This window comes from Lysobacter sp. yr284 (genome assembly GCF_900107375.1).
GTDB lineage: Bacteria > Pseudomonadota > Gammaproteobacteria > Xanthomonadales > Xanthomonadaceae > Lysobacter.
On the sequence record NZ_FNPT01000013.1, the window covers coordinates 1 to 17,928 of the forward strand.

At 70.9% G+C, this 17,928-nt stretch carries 14 protein-coding genes; 12 read left to right on the plus strand and 2 right to left on the minus strand.

Features of this window, described 5'->3' with window-relative positions:
* The first annotated feature begins 509 nt into the window (after nt 1-509).
* From mrcB to BLV01_RS17345, 7 genes are all read left to right on the plus strand, one after another.
* Complete coding sequence (gene mrcB, locus BLV01_RS17315) at nt 510-2,903, plus strand: penicillin-binding protein 1B (protein ID WP_254782683.1); 2,394 nt, start codon at nt 510-512, stop codon at nt 2,901-2,903.
* A 3-nt stretch (nt 2,904-2,906) separates the two neighbouring features.
* Nucleotides 2,907-3,536, plus strand: coding sequence for a hypothetical protein (locus tag BLV01_RS17320; protein ID WP_091802551.1), 630 nt, complete (start codon nt 2,907-2,909; stop codon nt 3,534-3,536).
* Nucleotides 3,537-3,543: 7 nt separating this feature from the next.
* Nucleotides 3,544-5,673 (plus strand): ATP-dependent DNA helicase, encoded by a 2,130-nt coding sequence (locus BLV01_RS17325; RefSeq protein WP_091802553.1) that lies wholly within the window; start codon nt 3,544-3,546, stop codon nt 5,671-5,673.
* Between the two features lie 27 nt (nt 5,674-5,700).
* On the plus strand, nt 5,701-6,108 hold the full coding sequence (locus BLV01_RS17330) for a VOC family protein (protein ID WP_091802556.1): 408 nt from the start codon (nt 5,701-5,703) through the stop codon (nt 6,106-6,108).
* A 269-nt stretch (nt 6,109-6,377) separates the two neighbouring features.
* Entirely contained in the window at nt 6,378-7,097 is a 720-nt protein-coding gene (tsaB, locus tag BLV01_RS17335; protein ID WP_091802559.1) for a tRNA (adenosine(37)-N6)-threonylcarbamoyltransferase complex dimerization subunit type 1 TsaB, read from the plus strand.
* Between the two features lie 73 nt (nt 7,098-7,170).
* Nucleotides 7,171-8,310 carry a hypothetical protein gene (locus tag BLV01_RS17340; RefSeq protein WP_091802562.1) on the plus strand — a complete coding sequence of 380 codons (1,140 nt, stop codon included), beginning with the start codon at nt 7,171-7,173 and terminating at the stop codon, nt 8,308-8,310.
* Nucleotides 8,307-8,801, plus strand: a complete 495-nt coding sequence (locus tag BLV01_RS17345; protein WP_091802565.1) for a hypothetical protein — start codon at nt 8,307-8,309, stop codon at nt 8,799-8,801. The genes BLV01_RS17340 and BLV01_RS17345 overlap by 4 nt, the downstream gene beginning before the upstream one ends.
* Before the next feature lie 12 nt (nt 8,802-8,813).
* On the opposite strand, the gene BLV01_RS17350 is transcribed toward BLV01_RS17345, so the two are convergent.
* Together BLV01_RS17350 and gshB are read right to left on the minus strand one after the other, a co-directional pair.
* Nucleotides 8,814-9,695, minus strand: a complete 882-nt coding sequence (locus BLV01_RS17350; RefSeq protein ID WP_091802568.1) for an energy transducer TonB — start codon at nt 9,693-9,695, stop codon at nt 8,814-8,816.
* Complete coding sequence (gshB, locus tag BLV01_RS17355) at nt 9,692-10,654, minus strand: glutathione synthase (RefSeq protein ID WP_091802571.1); 963 nt, start codon at nt 10,652-10,654, stop codon at nt 9,692-9,694. The genes BLV01_RS17350 and gshB overlap by 4 nt, the downstream gene beginning before the upstream one ends.
* Nucleotides 10,655-10,988: 334 nt before the next feature.
* Between gshB and pilG the strand changes: the two genes are divergently transcribed.
* The 5 genes from pilG to BLV01_RS26360 all read left to right on the plus strand — a co-directional run.
* Nucleotides 10,989-11,387, plus strand: a complete 399-nt coding sequence (pilG, locus tag BLV01_RS17360) for a twitching motility response regulator PilG (protein WP_091802575.1) — start codon at nt 10,989-10,991, stop codon at nt 11,385-11,387.
* Nucleotides 11,388-11,404: 17 nt separating this feature from the next.
* Nucleotides 11,405-11,770 carry a response regulator gene (locus BLV01_RS17365; protein WP_091802578.1) on the plus strand — a complete coding sequence of 122 codons (366 nt, stop codon included), beginning with the start codon at nt 11,405-11,407 and terminating at the stop codon, nt 11,768-11,770.
* Between the two features lie 10 nt (nt 11,771-11,780).
* Nucleotides 11,781-12,320: a chemotaxis protein CheW gene (locus tag BLV01_RS17370; protein WP_091802806.1), complete on the plus strand. Its 540-nt coding sequence runs from the start codon at nt 11,781-11,783 to the stop codon at nt 12,318-12,320.
* Between the two features lie 55 nt (nt 12,321-12,375).
* Nucleotides 12,376-14,394 carry a methyl-accepting chemotaxis protein gene (locus BLV01_RS17375; RefSeq protein WP_091802581.1) on the plus strand — a complete coding sequence of 673 codons (2,019 nt, stop codon included), beginning with the start codon at nt 12,376-12,378 and terminating at the stop codon, nt 14,392-14,394.
* Between the two features lie 166 nt (nt 14,395-14,560).
* Nucleotides 14,561-17,928: Hpt domain-containing protein (locus tag BLV01_RS26360; RefSeq protein WP_175486055.1), on the plus strand; the 3,368-nt coding region annotated here is incomplete at its 3' end.

Consider the following 17,928-nt stretch of genomic DNA (forward strand, 5'->3'; position numbering starts at 1 on the left):
AGCTTTCGTCCGCAAGCGGCCGAGTTACTTTCTTTTGGCAGCGCGCCAAAAGAAAGTAACCAAAGAAAAACGCTTGTTTAAAGTCACGAGCCACTAGGTCCAGCACCTCGCGCCGGGCTGCGCCGTAAGGGGCATCCTGCCCCTACGGCGCACGCGCGCATCCATGCGCGCGCCCTCCGGGTCTGCGCAGCTACCGCTTCGGCTCGAAGGCGGGCGCAAGCAACAACAAAGGCGACGGCGCCAGTTGACGATGCAGCGAAGGGCGATCCTGGCTCCGTCCGGGATCACACCGCCACCGCAGCCGTTTCTATCGCCGTGGCCGCCCCCGCCAGTCCGCGCCCCCTCCCACCGCCCACCCCGAACTTTGCCGATTCCGCCTCCCGGCCTGAACCAAACCCCAATCGCGGGGTCCGAACTCGGGGCGCCCACCCCGGGCGCCGCCGGCGCGCCCTTCGGACGCCTGCGCTAGACTTGCCCGCGACTCAACGCACAGCATCTCCGTGGCCCGAATCGATTACGACGAAGACGAGCGCGACGACAACGACGGGCAGGGCGCCAAGCCAGGCTGGCGCCGACGGCTGGTGACCTGGACCCTGGCCGCAGGCGGCCTGGGCCTGGGCTTCCTGATCCCGTACACGCTCTACCTCAACCACGAAGTCGGCGAGCGCTTCGGCCAGCTGCAGTGGCAGATCCCGACCCGGGTCTACGCGCGTCCGCTGGAACTCGCGCCCGGCGCGGCGCTGGACGCGGCCACGCTCAAGACCGAACTGGACGCCGCTTCCTACCGCGAGGACGGCGGCGAGCGCCCGGGCACCTACGCCCGCGAGGGCGGCCGCTTCACCATCGCCAGCCGCGGTTTCGACGACGTCGACGGCACGGTGCAGCCGCGCCGGATCGAAGTCAGCGTCGCCGGCGGCCGCGTCGCCGCGGTGCGCGACCTGACCAGCAAGAAGGCGCTGCGGGTCGCGCGCCTGGACCCGGCGCGCATCGCCACGCTGTACGGCCAGAAGCAGGAAGAGCGGCGGCTGGTGCGGATCGAGGAAGTGCCCGAGCTGCTGGTCACCGGCCTGCAGGCGGTCGAGGACCGCGACTTCAACCACCACTTCGGCATCGACCTGTCGGGCATGGCGCGCGCGGCGTTCAAGAACGTCGCCGCCGGCCGCGCCAAGCAGGGCGCCAGCACCCTGACCCAGCAGCTCGCGCGCAGCGGCCTGCTCGGCATCGGCCAGGAGCAGACCCTCACCCGCAAGGGCAAGGAAATCATCTACGCCCTGCTGATCGAGGCGCGCTACGACAAGCGCACGATCCTGGAGGCGTACTTCAACCAGGTCTACCTCGGCCAGCGCGGCTCGCAGGCCATCCACGGCGTCGCCGCGGCCTCGGAGTTCTGGTTCGGCCGCGACCTGCGCGACCTCAACACCGAGCAGATCGCGCTGCTGATCGGCATCGTCCGCGGCCCGTCCTACTACGACCCGCGGCGCAATCCCGAGCGCGCGCTGTCGCGGCGCAACTTCGTGCTCGGCGAGATGCACGAGACCGGGCTGATCGCCGAAGCCGAGTACCAGCGCGCGATCAAGACGCCGCTGGAGATCAGCCAGAACCCGGGCAACATCGCCGCCAACCGCTTCCCGGCCTACGTCGACCTGATCCGTCGCCAGCTCGCCCGCGACTATCCGTCCGACGCGCTGGCCGGCGCCGGCCTGAGCGTGATGAGCGGCATGTCGCCGTCGGCGCAGGCGCAGGCCGAAGGCGCGGTGGCGCGCACGCTCAAGAGCCTGGACAACAAGCGCCGGCCGCCGCTGCAGGCCGGCCTGGTGGTCACCGACGTGCACAACGGCGAAGTGCTGGCCGTGGTCGGCAGCCGCGAGTTCACCCAGCCGGGCTTCAACCGCGCGGTCGAGGCGCAGCGGCCGGTCGGTTCGCTGCTCAAGCCGTTCGTGTACCTGCTGGCGCTGGCGCGGCCGAGCGAGTTCAACCTGTCCACCTGGATCGACGATTCGCCGGTGACGGTCAAGCTCGGCCGCGGCCGCAACTGGAACCCGGGCAATTCCGACGGCCGCAGCCACGGCCTGGTGCGCATGGTCGATGCGCTGGCGATGTCCTACAACCAGGCCACCGTGCGCGTGGGCATGCAGGTCTCGCCGGAAGCCATCGGCGAGCTGACCCAGAAGCTCGCCGGCATCCAGGCGCCGAACAATCCTTCGCTGATCCTCGGCGCGGTCGACCAAAGCCCGTACGCGATGGCGCAGCTGTACCAGTTCCTCGCCTCCGGCGGCGAAGTGCAGCCGCTGCACGCGGTGCGCGGCGTGCTCGACGCGCAGGGCAAGGCGGTCAAGCGCTACGACAAGGAACCCGCGCCGGCGCAGGACGGCGACGCGATCGCCGCGCGCCTGATCACCATCGCGCTGCAGCAGGCGGTCACCAACGGCACCGGCCGCCAGCTGGTCGGCGACGGCCTGGGCAAGCTGCAGCCGGCCGGCAAGACCGGCACCAGCAACGACGGCCGCGACAGCTGGTTCGCCGGCTGGACCGGCGACCACCTGGCGGTGATCTGGGTCGGCAACGACCAGAACCAGACCACCGGCCTGTACGGCGCCACCGGCGCGATGCGGGTGTGGTCGGCGATCTTCTCGCGCCTGCCGACCGCGCCGCTGCAGGTCACCGACAAGGGCCTGGACTGGCAGCCGGTGGTCGGCAGCAACAGCACCGACGCGGCCTGCCCGGGCGCGCGCCGGTTCCCGTTCGTGGCGGGCTTCGCCCCGCAATACGCGCCGTGCCCGCAGCCCGAGCCGCAGGCCGAGGAATCCAGCGGCGGCGGCTGGCGCGAATGGTTCGGCATCGGCAAGGACAAGGACGAGCCTGCGCGCGAGCCGGCGCCCACTCCCCCGTCCCCGGAGCAGTAATCGATGACCCGCATGATCCTGCGCGCCGCCCGTCGCGGCGCCGCCCTCGCGGCTCTGAGCGCCGCCGTCCTGGCCGCGCTCGCCGCGGCCTGTTCGGTCGCGCCGCCGCAACCCACGGCGCTGGCCGAGGCCAACTTCAACGGCGAAGCCGCGGTGGCGCAGGTGCGCGCCGCCCGCGGCGCCGACGCGCGCGAGCTGGACGTGCAGCCGCTGCGCGACACCCAGGTCGAGGACCTGCGGCAGAAGGCCGATGCGCTGGTGAAATCGCGCAAGTACCCCGAGGCCGCGGCCGCGCTCGACCAGGCGCTGCAGATCAACGCCGACGACCCGGCGCTGCTGCAGGAACGCGCCGAGGCCGCGCTGCTGCTGCATCGCCTGGACGACGCCGAGCGCTTCGCGCAAAAAGCCTTCGACGGCGGTTCCCAGGTCGGCCCGCTGTGCCGCCGGCATTGGGCGGCGATTGCGCAGGCGCGCCAGGGCAAGCTCGACGGCGTCAACGCGGCGATGAAGCTGGCCAAGCGCCAGGACCATTACGACGCGCTGGTGCCGCAGCGCGACGGCCTGATCAAATCGCGCAAGCAGGCGCAGGACCGGATCGCCGCCTGCACCGTCGCCGCTCCCGCCAGGTACTGACGCCTCCATGGAACCCAGTCGCCTCGGCGTCGCCAGTCGGGCCGCGCTGAGCGACGGCGGCGAGATCGCGCGCAAGCTCGAGACCTTCGCGCCGCGTCCGGCCCAGCAGGACCTGTCGGTGGCGATCGCCGACGCCTTCGAAACCCGCGAGACCCTGCTGGCCGAGGCCGGCACCGGCACCGGCAAGACCTTCGCCTACCTGGTGCCGGCGCTGCTGTCGGGCCTGAAGACCATCGTTTCCACCGGCACCCGCGCGCTGCAGGACCAGCTCTATCACCGCGACCTGCCGCGGGTGCGCGACGCGCTCGGCGTCGGGGTCAAGACCGCGTTGCTCAAGGGCCGCGCGAACTATCTGTGCCGCTATCGCATGGAGCAGGCCAAGGGCGAGCCGAAGTTCTCCTCGCGCGACCTCGCCGCGCAGTTCCAGCGCATCGTCGCCTGGTCCGGCCGCACCCGCCTGGGCGACCTGGCCGAGCTGGAAGCGCTGCCGGAAGAGTCGCCGCTGCTGCCGATGGTGACCTCCACCGCCGAGAACTGCGTCGGCAGCGAATGCCCGTTCTACGCCGACTGCTTCGTGGTCCAGGCGCGCCAGCGCGCGCAGGCGGCCGACGTGGTGGTGGTCAACCACCATCTGCTGCTGGCCGACCTCGCGCTCAAGCAGGAGGGCTTCGGCGAGATCCTGCCGGGCGCGCAGGCGTTCGTGATCGACGAGGCGCACCAGCTGCCCGAACTGGCCGCGCAGTTCTTCGGCGAGGCGATCAGCGCGCGGCCGCTGGTGGAGCTGGCGCGCGACGCGCTGGCCGAGTGCAAGAGCGTGACCGGCGCGCTGGCGAGCCTGCAGGCGCCTTCGCGCGACCTGGAACACTCGGTGCGCACGCTGCGCACGGCGATGGACGAATTGCCGGTGCGCGGCACCCGCCGCCGCGCCGGCGAAGTGCCGGCGGTGGAGGACGCGTTCGACAATCTCGACGCCGCGCTGGCCCACCTGCGCGACGCGCTGGAACCGCTGCGCGGCGCCGCGCCGGGCTTCGACAGCTGCCATGCGCGCGCCGAGGAGTTCATCGAGCGGCTGCGCCGCTGGCGCGGCGCGGCGGTGCCGCGGCCGGCGCCGGAACCCGAGGAAGACGACGATTTCGCGCCGCCGCGGCGCGAACTTCCGGCCGAGGCCGAGAGCCCGGACGCCGTCGCCGCCGCGCAGGACGCGGCCGGCGAGGGCGCCGCGATTCCCGAAGAAGGCCGCGACGGCAGCGTGCTGTGGTACGAACTGACCGCGCGCGGCTTCCGCCTCAGCCGTACCCCGCTCGACGTCGCCGGCCCGCTGGCCGCGCACCGCGAGCGTTCGCGCGCGGCGTGGGTGTTCACCTCGGCCACGCTCGCGGTCGGCGGCCATTTCAACCACTACGCGCGCAAGCTCGGCCTGTTCGAGCCCAAGACCCTGCTCGCGCCGAGCCCGTTCGACTGGGCCACGCAGGCGCTGATGTACCTGCCGCCGGGGCTGCCCGACCCGGCCGTGCGCCATTACAACCAGGCCCTGGTCGAGCGCCTGCGGCCGGTGCTGGAAGCCTCCGGCGGCCGCGCCTTCGTCCTGTTCGCCTCGCACCGCGCGCTGCGCGAGACCGCCGAATTGCTCAAGGACGGCCCGTGGCCGCTGTTCGTGCAGGGCGAAGCGCCGCGGCACGTGCTGCTGGAGCGCTTCCGCGCGTCGGGCAACGGCGTGCTGCTCGGCGCGGCCAGCTTCCGCGAGGGCGTGGACGTGGCCGGCGAAGCGCTGAGCGTGGTGGTGATCGACAAGCTGCCGTTCGCCGCGCCCGACGACCCGGTGTTCGAGGCGCGCCTGGACGCGATCCGCCGCCGCGGCGGCAACCCGTTCCGCGACGAACAACTGCCGCAGGCGGTGATCGCGCTCAAGCAGGGCGCCGGCCGGCTGATCCGCAGCGAGACCGATCGCGGCGTGCTGGTGCTGTGCGACCCGCGCCTGCACAGCAAGAGCTACGGCCGCACCTTTCTCGACTCGCTGCCGCCGCTGCCGCGCTCGCGCCGGGTCGAGGCGGTGGCCGATTTCTTCGCCGGCCGCCCGCTGGCCCTAGAATCGGCCTCGTCCGCGCCGGCCGACGGCGAGGACTATTACTACCGCTGAATGCGGTCGTCGCCAACGAGGTGGGCCATGAGCGAGCAGGAGCCGGCGCGCAAGCCGCGCGTGCACGGATTGGGCGGAGTGTTCTTCAAGGCGCGCGATCCCGCCGCGCTGGCGCAGTGGTACCAGCGCCACCTGGACCTGGACGTGCAGGGCTGGGGCGGGGCGCTGCTGCGCTGGCGCCGCGCCGATACGGAAGCCGATGCGGTCACGGTGTGGGCGCCGTTCGGCGAGGACAGCGAGTACTTCAAGCCCAGCGACAAGCCCTACATGCTCAACCTGCGCGTGGACGACTTGCAGGCGACCTTGCAAGGACTGCGCGAGGAGGGCTGCCAGGTACTGGAGCGCTACGAGGAATCCGAGCAGGGCAAGTTCGGCTATGCGCTGGACCCGGAAGGCGGCCTGCTGGAGCTGTGGCAGCCGGCGCCGGGATACTGAGCCCTTTGCTTTTGCGGCGGGGCCCGCAGCCCCGGCGCTCTGGATCTTTCTTTGTGCCAGGACCGTCGGGCCCGATGCTTTTGCCTTTGTGGGAGGGCCTTCAGGCCCGAAGCTTTTGCTTTTGTGGGAGGGCCTTCAGGCCCGACGCCCTTGTCTCGGATCGCCGCGGCCTGAAACAAGGGCATCGGGCCTGAAGGCCCTCCCACAGCAAGCCCTCGGGATAAGGGCCCTCCCACACGCTCCGCCCCATCCGCGCGATAATCGCCGCGATGAAACTCCTCGCCTTCGAAACCTCCACCGAAGCCTGCTCCGTCGCCCTGTGGCTCGACGGCGATGTGCGCGAGCGCTTCGAACTGGCGCCGCGCCGCCACGCCGAACTGTCGTTGCCGTGGGCCGAGCGACTGCTCGCTGAGGCCGGCGTCAAGCGCCGCGAGCTGGACGCGGTGGCGCTGGGCCGCGGCCCGGGCGCGTTCACCGGCGTGCGCCTGGCCATCGCCCTGGCTCAGGGCGTGGCGCTGGCGCTGGACGTGCCGGTGGTCCCGGTCTCGACCCTGGCCGTGCTGGCGCTGCGCGCGCAGCCGCTGGCGGTCGGCGCCGGCCCGCAGCGGGTGCTGTCGGCGATCGATGCGCGCATGGGCGAGATCTACACCGCCGCCTTCGAGCTGCGCGAGGGCGAAGCGTTCGCGCTCGACCGCGAAGCCGTGCTCGCGCCGGACGCCGCGCAGCTGCCCGGCGACGGCGAGGGCTGGCTCGGCGTCGGTACCGGCTTCGCCGCCGCCGACGGCGCCCTGCGCCAGCGCCTGGGCGCGCGCTTCGCCGCGATCGACGCCGGCGCGCTGCCGCATGCCGCCGACCTCGCCCGCCTGGCCGCGGCCGCGTACGCGCGCGGCGAGAGCGTCGCGCCCGAGCGCATCGAGCCGGCCTACCTGCGCAACAACGTCGCGCTCACCATCGCCGAACAGGCCGCGCTGCGCGCGCGGTCTGCGTAGCCCGGCGCGCGCCGCCGCGCGCGATCGCCGCCGCCCGGATTTGCCGGCCGCATCCTGCCCCCGAGGACCAACCATGAACGCCCTGCGCCTGCTTCCGCTGTTGTGTTGCGCCGTGCTGGCGCCGCCCGCGTCCGCCGCGGAACCGGCCGAGGTCTGGCGCGGAACCGTCGGCAGCCTGCCGGTGGCGGTGAGCTTGAACCGCGGCGACGGCGGCGAGGTCTACGGCCAGTATTTCTACTTCAAGCACCTGCGCGACCTGGAACTGCAGGGCAAGCGCGACGGCGACGGCCTGCGCCTGGAAGTGCGCGATCGCGAGGACGTCGCCACCGAGCGCTGGGACTTGCACGAAAAGGACGGCGCGCTGGAAGGGCAGTGGCGCGCGGGCAAGCGCAGCCTGCCGGTGCGCCTGCAGCGGGTTGACCCGGCGGCCCTGCGCGCCGGCCGCGACGGCGAGCGCTATCGCCGCGCCGGCGACGAGGTGTCCGCGTTCGACGCGCTGCGCGTCGGCGAGCTGAGCCTGGAGAAAGCCAAGACCGAACAGTTCCAGGGCCACCGCCTGCAATGGTGGCGCGAACCGCGCACCGGGGTGGAGCTGTTCACCGTCGAAGCCGGCCTCGACGAGCCGGCGCGCGCGCGCGTCAACCGCATCCTCAGCCAGCGCCTGTGGCATACCGCGATCGATGCGCTGCAATGCACTTCCGCGGCCAACAGCGAGTTCGGCCTCACCGTCACCCCGCGCCTGTTCGACCGCCGCTTCCTCAGCCTCAGCCTGATGACGAGCTACTACTGCGGCGGCGCGCATCCGGATTTCGGCGATTCGCCGCTGACCATCGACGTGCGCGACGGCCGCGAACTGGCGCTGGAAGACGTGCTGTGGCTCGGCAAGGGCGCGCCGCCGCGCCGCAGCGGCCCCGGCGACTACGACAGCCCCGGCTACAAGCGCCTGGACCAGTACCGCGAATCGACCCTGGTGCCGTGGACGCTCAAGACCCTGGCCGGCCTGCACCCCGAGGAAATGGCCAAGCCGAAGGACGACGACGGCTGCGACTACTCCGACCCGGGCGTGTGGGGCACCTCGATCTGGTACCTGACCGCGGACGGCCTCTACCTCGGCCCGTACTTCGCCCGGGTCGCGCGCGCCTGCGAGTACCCGGAGTGGTCGCTGGTGCCGTGGAAGCTGGTCGAGCGGCATCCGGGGCCGGCGTTGAAGTGACCTCGCCCGGCTTTCGCTACCTGCGTAACGACGAGGAAGCGGGCTGGACCGGTTTCCAGGCCTACTTCGACTACCTGGCCGGCATCCGCGAGCGCCTGGGCGAAGCGTTGTATGCCTTCGCCGCCGATTTCGATCGCTACGGGCTTCACGCGCGCGGCTCGCTGCACGACGCCTGGCTGCAGCGGCTGGCGCTGGCGCCAGCGGACGTGCGCGCGCAGCGGCCGCGCATGGGCCTGGAACTGGATCTGCTAGGGCCCTGGCACGACCGAATCCTGTGCCTGCGCTACGACGAGGTGAGCTCGTACTCGTTCGTCCAGCCGCCGCGCGAGCGCGATGCGGTACAGGATCTGCTCTGTCACGAATTGCGCCTGGACCCGGCTGGCGAATGCCTGGAGCATTTCCTGCAGTTCGACGACGGCTTGTGCATCCTGGTGGCCTGCCGCTCGATGCGCTTCGAAGAAAAAATGCTGGAGCTGCCGGCGCAGGGGTGATCCGCCGCGCGCTTACTCGTCCACCAGCGACCCGCCCGGCAGGAAGTTCCAGGTCCGGGTCACGTGCAGGATGTCCGGGTTCTCCTCGGTCTTCGGCAGCGGCGGGTAGGGCTCCGCCAGCCGGGCGATGCGCAGGGCCGAGTCGTCGAGCAGCGGGATGCCGCTGCTGCGCACGATGTCGGCGCGCTCGACGCTGCCGTTGCGGCGCACCGCCACGCTGATCACCACCTGCCCGGCGAGCCGGCGCCGGCGCGCTTCGTCGGGGTAGTTGAGGTTGCCGACGCGTTCGACCCGGTCGACCCATTCGCGCAGATAGCCGGCCCAGGCGTACTCGGTGGTGCTGGCGGAGACGAACTTGCGGGTCGGGCGCTTGGCGTAGCGCTCCGAGCGCATGTGGATCTCGGCCGCCAGCCGCGCCATCTCGATGTCGTGCTCGATCTTGCGCTGGCCGTTCGGCAGCGGCCGCTCGGCCGGGGTCTGGGCGATGCGCTCGCGCGCGGTCGCGGTCTCGCCGCGGGTGCTGCTGACCACCCGCGCCACCGGCTGCGGCTGCGCCGCCGGCGACTGCGCGCGCAGCGCCATCTGCGCCACCCCGGCCTCGGCCTGCGGCGACGGGCCGGACTGGTTGTCGCGCGGGCGGGTGCTCTTGTCGTGCTCGCCGCCGCCCTGGTTGTTGGCCTGGGCGAGGAAGTCGGCCTGCTTGGGGGTCAGCGCGGTCTGGGTCTGGGTCAGGATCACGTCCAGGGTCGGCACCACCGGCGCGGCGCGCTCCAGGGTGTAGCCGACGCCGAGCAGGAAGATGCCGTGCACCAGCACCGACAGCACCATGGTCGCGCTGAAGCGCTGCGGCTCGGCCAGGCCGCCGCCGGGCAGGTGCGGAACGCCGGCGCTCATGCGGCGCGGGAGGCGGACAGGCGGGCTTCGATGGCGTCGAACAACAGGCCGGCGATGTTGAGGCCGAACTGCTCGTCGAGTTCGCGGATGCAGGTCGGGCTGGTGACGTTGAGCTCGGTCATGTAGTCGCCGATCACGTCCAGGCCGACGAACAGCATGCCGCGCTCGCGCATTTCCGGGCCGACCTGGGCGGCGATCCAGCGGTCGCGCTCGCTCAGCGCGCGGCCTTCGCCGCGGCCGCCGGCGGCGAGGTTGCCGCGGAACTCGTCGCCCTGCGGGATGCGCGCCAGCGCATAGTCCACCGGCACGCCGTCGACCAGCAGGACGCGCTTGTCGCCGTCCTTGATGTCCGGCAGGAACTTCTGCGCCATCACCAGGTGCCTGCCGCCGTCGCCGAGGGTTTCCAGGATCACGTTGAGGTTGGCCTCGCCGGCCGCGGCGCGGAAGATCGAGCGCCCGCCCATGCCGTCCAGCGGCTTGAGCACGGCCTGGCCGTGGCGCTGGACGAAGGCCTTGAGCTCGGCGGCGTCGCGGCTGACCAGGGTGTCGATGCAGCACTGCGGGAACAGCAGCGCGGCCAGCTTCTCGTTGTAGTCGCGCAGGCCCTGCGGATCGTTGACCACGAACGCGCCGGCGCGCTGGGCGACCGAGAGGATCTGGGTGTCGTGGAGGTACTCGGCATCGACCGGCGGGTCCTTGCGCATCAGGATCACGTGCGCACTGCCGAGTTCGATTTGTGACCAATCTCCCAATTCGTGCCAGCCGTTCTTGTCGTCGCGCACGCGCAGCGGCGCCACGTTCGCCAGCGCGCGGCCGCCGTCCAGGCTCAGCCCGCCGGGTTTCACGTACCAAAGGCGGTGGCCGCGGCGCTGGCCTTCCAGCAACATGGCGAAGGTGGAGTCCTTGGCGATCTTGATCGACCCGATCGGGTCCATCACGACGACGATGTCCAACGGCATGGCAACGGAATCCTCAAAGATTGACGGGATGGTAGCAGGCAGGTCACCGGTATCTGTCATGATGTAGGGGTCGCAAACGGCCGTGCAGCGTCCATTAGCGACACGCAGCGATCAGGGCGACCGCCTTGCGCGGAAGGGGACGATGGCTTAGGCCGAGGGAGCGGCTGCCGGCGACAGCGTGACCGTCGGCAAGTTTGTCCTGCGATCTGGTTGGCTTGCGTATTCAGTTTCCGGGCGCGGAATGCGTGCTTGACAGCCTGCGTGCGGCTTGAAATAAAGACGGCTTCGCAACGCCCCGGGGATTTCAAGGCGTTTGCAATGGGGGATACAAAGAATGCTCGACGAGGTTCGTAGCGGCAGCCTCGATGGTCTCAGGGTCATGGTGATCGACGATTCCAAGACCATCCGTCGAACCGCCGAGACGCTGTTGAAACGCGAGGGATGCGCGGTGGTCACGGCCATCGACGGATTCGAGGCGTTGGCGAAGATCGCCGACCAACAGCCGCAAATCATTTTCGTGGATATCATGATGCCGCGTCTGGACGGCTATCAGACCTGCGCGCTCATCAAGAACAATCATCTGTTCAAGGGCACGCCGGTCATCATGCTGTCGTCGAAGGACGGCCTGTTCGACAAGGCGCGGGGCCGCATCGTCGGTTCCGAGCAATACCTGACCAAGCCATTCACGCGCGAGGAACTCCTCGACGCGATCCGCAAGCACGTACACGCCTGACCGGGGGGTAGGGCACCATGGCACGCATCCTGCTTATCGAGGACTCTGCGACGGACACCGCCGTCCTGACCCAGCTGCTGCAACGCAACGGTCACGAGGTGTTCGCCGCCGGCAGCGCCGAGGACGGCATCGAGGCGGCCAGGCGCGAACTGCCCGACCTGGTGATGATGGACGTGGTGCTGCCCGGCATGAACGGTTTCCAGGCCACCCGCGCGCTGAGCCGGGACGAGCAGACCAAGCGGATCCCGGTGCTGATCGTCAGTACCAAGGGCATGGAGACCGACCGCGCCTGGGGCATGCGCCAGGGCGCGCGCGACTACATCGTCAAACCCCCGCGCGAGGACGACCTGATCGCGCGGATCAAAGACTTGCTGGATAAGTGAACCGATGATCTTGAAGACGCCGTTCGATGTGCTGAGCGATTACGAGCGCCGTTCGCTGGCGCACGTGGCCGGTCTGCCCGAACAGCTCGACGCGCCGGGCCTGTGGCGCGGGGTCGGCTACCGCATCGGCGCGCGCCGGCTCGCCTCGACCTTCGCCGAGGTGGTGGAAATCCTGTCCCTGCCCCAGCTCACCCAGGTGCCCGGCGCGCAGCCGTGGATGCTCGGGCTGGCCAACGTGCGCGGCAGCCTGCTGCCGATCGTCGACCTCAAGCAGTTCCTGGAGGGCGAGCGCACCGTGCTGCACGAAGGCCAGCGCATCCTGCTGGTGCGCCAGCCCGGCGGCGACGTCGCCGTGCTGATCGACGAACTGTTCGGCCAGCGCAGCTTCCACGAGCACAACCTGCTGGCGCTGGAAGACGCCGAGGCGCTGGTGCAGGGCCGCTACGCCCATTTCGTCGAGCGCGCCTACCGCGTCGACGACCAGGCCTGGGGCGTCTTCAACCTCGACCGCCTGGCCCGCACCCCCGAATTCCGACAAGCAGCGGCCTGACCCAGCCGCTTCCTCCAACAAGACCGCACGCACGTACACCCGAGGTTCGCGAACCATGAGCACTGTGATGGACAACGCCGGCAAGAGCCGCATGCTGGGCGCCAATACCTGGCTGATCGTGCTGGGCATATCGGTGCTCGTGTTCGGCGTGAACACCGGCTACGCGACCTGGCAGGCCGCGCGCCTGGGCGGCGCCAGCTCGGCGGCCTCGCGATTGCAGGTGAACTCGCAGAAGCTCGCGGTGCAGGCGCGCGAAGCGGTCGGCGGCAACAAGGACGCGTTCGCCGCGTTCAAGACCACCAAGGGCGCGATCGACGAGGACGTCAAGTCGCTCAACGACAACTACGGCGGCACCACCGGCGTGGCCACCCCGATCGAGACCGCGACCAAGACCTGGGAGCCGCTGGGCAAGAGCGCCGACCAGGTGCTGGCGTCGGAGAAGGCGGTGCTGGCGCTGGCCGGCAACGCCGACAGCTTCGCCGGCCGCGTGCCGCAGCTGCAGGCGCGCCTGGACGAACTGGTGCGCGCGATGTCGGCCTCCGGCTCGCCGTCCTCGCAGGTCTACATCGCCCTGCGCCAGGTGGTGCTGTCGGCGACGATGGCCCGCCGCATCACCGAAATCCGCGCCGGCGGCAGCGGCGCCGGCATGGCCGGCGAGGCGCTCGGCCGCGACGCGATCGTGTTCGGCAACATCCTCACCGGCCTGCGCAAGGGCGACTCCTCCTTCGGCGTCAACGCGCTCGGCAACTCCGGCGCGCTGGCCGCGCTCGGCCAGGCCGAGGCGCTGTGGCTGGAGATGAAGAAGGACCTCGACGCGATCTCGGCCAGCTCCAAGGACCTGTTCCAGGCCCAGGCCGCGGCCGAATCCATCACCGGCGGCTCCGACAAGATGCTCGCCGACAGCCAGTCACTGTTCACCGCGCTGACCTCGTTCGGCTCGCTCAGCGATGCCAGCATCCTCGGCAACATCTGGCTGTCGATCATCTCCGGCCTCGGCGCGCTGGTCGCGATCGCCGGCTTGCTGTTCTCGCTGAACTACGCCCAGCAGCGCCGCTACCAGACCACCAAGGAACTCAACGACCGCAACCAGGAGGCGATCATGCGCCTGCTGGACGAAATGGGTTCGCTCGCCGAAGGCGACCTGACGGTGAAGGCCACCGTCACCGAGGATATGACCGGCGCGATCGCCGACTCGATCAACTTCGCCGTCGAGCAGCTGCGCAGCCTGGTGCAGACCATCACCGACACCTCGGTGCAGGTGGCCTCCAGCGCGCAGGAAACCCAGGCCACCGCGATGCACCTGGCCGAGGCGGCGGAGCACCAGGCGCAGGAGATCAACTCCGCGTCGGACCGCATCAGCGAAATCGCGGCCTCGATCGACCAGGTGTCGAAGAACTCGGCCGAGTCGGCCGACGTGGCGCAGCGTTCGGTGCAGATCGCGACCAAGGGCGCCGGCGTGGTGCGGCAGACGATCCAGGGCATGGACTCGATCCGCGACCAGATCCAGGAGACCTCGAAGCGAATCAAGCGCCTGGGCGAAAGCTCGCAGGAAATCGGCTCGATCGTGGAACTGATCAACGACATCTCCGAGCAGACCAACATCCTCGCGCTCAACGCGGCGATCCAGGCGGCATCGGCCGGCGAAGCGGGCCGAGGCTTCGCGGTCGTGGCCGACGAAGTGCAGCGGCTCGCCGAGCGCGCGTCCAACGCAACCAAGCGAATCGAGACGCTGGTCCAGACAATTCAGTCCGACACCAACGAAGCTGTCAGCTCGATGGAGCAGACGACCTCCGAAGTGGTCGCCGGTGCGCGATTGGCCGAGGACGCGGGCACCGCGCTGGGCGAGATCGAAAAGGTGTCGTCGGACCTGTCGAACCTGATTCAGGGCATTTCCAGCGCCGCGCAGCAGCAGTCCAGCGCGGCCTCGAACATCACCCAGACGATGAACACCATCCAGCAGATCACCTCGCAGACCTCGCAGGGCGCCAACCAGACCGCCGCGTCGATTGGAAACCTCGCGCAGCTGGCGGCGGACCTGCGCCGCTCGGTGGCCGACTTCAAGCTGCCGGCCTGACGTCGGCGGGAGCCGCAGCAAGCGCGGGCACGGTTGTTGCAAGGCAGAAAGCGGCTCCGATACAGACATACGAAAGGGTTGTACCGAGGATGAAGCGTCCGACACATCGCTGGCTGAGCCACGCACCGCGTCCGCGACGCGGCCGCGCCGACGGGCGGAGCGCGCCATGACCGCCTTGCGCGAAGCCATCGACACCACCACGCTGGGCTGGATCAAGCCCGAGCTGGACGAAACCCTGCGCCAGGCGCGGCAAGAGATCGAGGCGTTTGCCGAAGATCCCGCCGACGCCGCGCGCATGCGCGTGTGCGCGAACCACCTGCACCAGGTGCACGGCACCCTGCGCATGGTCGAGCTGTACGCCCCGGCCATGGTCGCCGAGGAAATGGAGCGGCTGGCGCTGGCCCTGCAACAGGGCGGCGTGCACGACCGCGACGAAGCCTGCGCCGCGCTGATGCGCGGCGTGGTGCTGCTGCCGGACTACCTGGAACGCCTGCAGGGCGGCCACCGCGACATCCCGATCGTGCTGCTGCCGCTGCTCAACGAGCTGCGCGCCACCCGCGGCGAGTCCGGGCTCAACGAAAGCGTGCTGTTCGCGCCCAACCTCGACCGTCCGCTGCCGGCGCACCTGCCGCCGCCGCTGCCGGTCGGCGCGGCCGGCGGCCGCAACGCCAGCGCCCCGCACCTGGCCTCGCTGCGCGAAGCCCTGGCCGCATGGCCGGAAGACGGCGCGCCGGGCAAGGTCGTGCAACTGGCCTCGGCCATCGACGGCCTGCTCGCCGAAGCCGTGCTGGAACCGGTGCGGCGCATGCTGTGGGTGGCCTCGGCCGTGGCCCACGCGGTGCGCGACGGCGCGCTGCCGCCGAACCGCGCGCTGCGCCAGGCGTTCGGCGGGGTCGAGCGCGAAGCGCGCCAGCTGCTGTCCGACGACGGCTTCAGCGCGCCGCGCGGCGAGCCCGCGGCCGAGCCGACCCGCCAGCTGCTGTACCACGTCGCCCACAGCGACGGCCGCCATCCGGCCCTGGACGACCTGCGCCAGACCTTCGAACTGGCCTCGCAGCTGCCCAGCGAATCCGAACTCGAACACGCCCGCGGCAGCCTCAGCGGCCGCAACCGCGCGCTGCTCGACACCGTCGCCGCGGCGATCAAGGAAGACCTGCTGCGGGTCAAGGACGCGCTCGACCTGCACCTGCGCACCAACCAGACCGACCCGGGCGAACTGCGTCCGCAGGTCGAGGCGCTGGCGCGGGTCAGCGACACCCTCGGCATGATGGGCCTGGGCATGGCCCGCACCGTCGTGCTGCAGCAGCGCGACGCCATGAACGAGATCGTCGAGGGCCGCCGCGCCGCCGACGAAGGCACCTTGCTCGACGTCGCCGGCGCGCTGCTGTACGTGGACGCCTCGCTCGACGACCAGGTCAGCCGCCTGGGCCTACCCGAAGACAAGGCCGAAGAGGACCTGCTCGCCGGCGAGGCCCGCAAGGTGCTCGACGTGGTCGCGCGCGAAGCCATCGCCAACTTCGGCGACGCCCGCCAGTCCTTCGTCGCCTTCGTCGAGACCAAGTGGGACCACGAGGAACTCAGCGAAGTGCCGCGCGTGCTCGACGAAGTCGCCGGCGCCCTGCGCATGATCGAACTGCCGCTGGCCGCCGATTACCTCACCGGGGTCAAGCGCTACACCGAAGTCGAACTGATCGGCCGCCGCCGCGTGCCCAGCGGCCAGCAGCTCGACACCCTGGCCGACGCGCTGGCCAGCCTGGAGTACTACCTGGAAGCGCTGCGCGAGCAGCGCCCGAACCGCGACGACATCCTCGACATCGCCCGCCAGAGCCTGGAAGCCCTGCGCTACTGGCCGCTGCCGGACGTGATCCGGATCGAGCCGCCGGCCCAGGTCGCGGACGTGCCGGCGCAGGCCGCGCCGCAGCCGTCGGCCGGCGAAGCCCTGCCGCCGCAGATTCCGGTCGCGCCCGAATGGGGCCTGGCCGAGATCGAAGTGCCGCAGCGCGACGGCGAACCGCTGTCGATCGACACCGAGCACGGCGCCGCCCAGTACGCGTCGGCGTTCGACGCCGAGCCTGCGCAGGCGCCGGCGGCCGCTCCGGCCGACCTCACCGAGCGCGTCTCCGGCGGGCTGGTGAATACCGCGCTGGTCGAAGCGGTGCCGTCGGCGCCGCCGTCGTTCCTGACCCCGTCCGGCAGCGCCCACGGCGGCTTCGAACAGGTCGACGACATCGACGACGAAGTGCGCGAGATCTTCCTGGAGGAATTCGAGGAAGAGATCGGCAACCTCGAACAACTGCTGCCGGCCTGGCGCGAGGCGCCGGACGACCTGGCCCGTTTGCAGCCGGTGCGGCGCGTGTTCCACACCCTCAAGGGCAGCGGCCGCCTGGTCGGCGCCAAGACCCTGGGCGAGTTCAGCTGGAAGATCGAAAACCTGCTCAACCGCGTGCGCGAGCACGGCCGCGTGGCCAGCCCGCAAGTGCTGGACCTGGTCGACCAGGCCTATCGCGCGCTGCCGGGCTTCTACGCCGCGCTGCGCAACGAAGCGCCGCTGAGCGTCGACGTCGCCGGCCTGGAGGCGCACGCCGACCTGCTCGCCAGCGGCGAGGAAGCCTTCTACCAGCCGCCCGCGCCGGTTGCCGAAGCCGCCGCCGACGATCGAGCCGATGCGGCGCCGGTCGCCGACGGCCCGTACGTGCCGGCGTCGGTCGATCCGGTGCTGCTGGAGATCCTCGACGGCGAAGTCGCCGGCCACCTGATCACGATCGAGTCGTGGCTGGCCGCCTCGCGTCCGCGCCCGCAGCCGGCCAACGACGCGCTGCAGCGCTCCATCCACACCATGAACGGCGCGTTCGCGATGACCGAAGTGCCGGTCATCACCGACGTCACCGGTCCCACCGAAGCCTATGTCAAGCGCCTGCTCGCCAGCGGCGCGCCGGCCAGTGCCGAGGGCGTGGCCGCGATGGATGCGGTCGCCGCGGCGATCCGCACCACCATCCAGGCGTTGAAGTCGGCGACGCCGCACGTGCCGCTGTTCCTCGGCTTGCCCGAGCGCATCGCCGCGCTGCGCGACAGCCTGCCGGACGCGCGCCTGCCGATGATCGCCGACGATTTCGACGCCGGCTTCGACGAGCCGGCGGACGCCGCCGCGGGCGAACTCAGCGCCACCGACCTCAGCGCGTTCCAGGGCGAAGGCCCGGGCGGCGCGGACGTGCCGGAGGGTCGCAGCGACGGCCGCCGCACGTCGGAATTCACCATCGACTTCGCCTCCTTCGCCGGTTCGCTCGGCCAGAGCGACGCGACGCTCGAGCGCGAAGCCGCGGAGCGCAAGGCCGAAGCCGAGCGCCTGGACGCCGAACGTCTCGCGGCCGAACAGGCCGACGCTGCGCGTCTGGAGGCCGAGCGCGTTGCGGCCGAACGTCTCGAAGCCGAGCGCGTTGCGGCCGAACAGGCCGAGGCCGAGCGTCTCGAAGCCGAGCGCGTTGCTGCCGAACAGGCCGAAGCCGAACGTCTCGAAGCCGAACGTCTTGCCGCCGA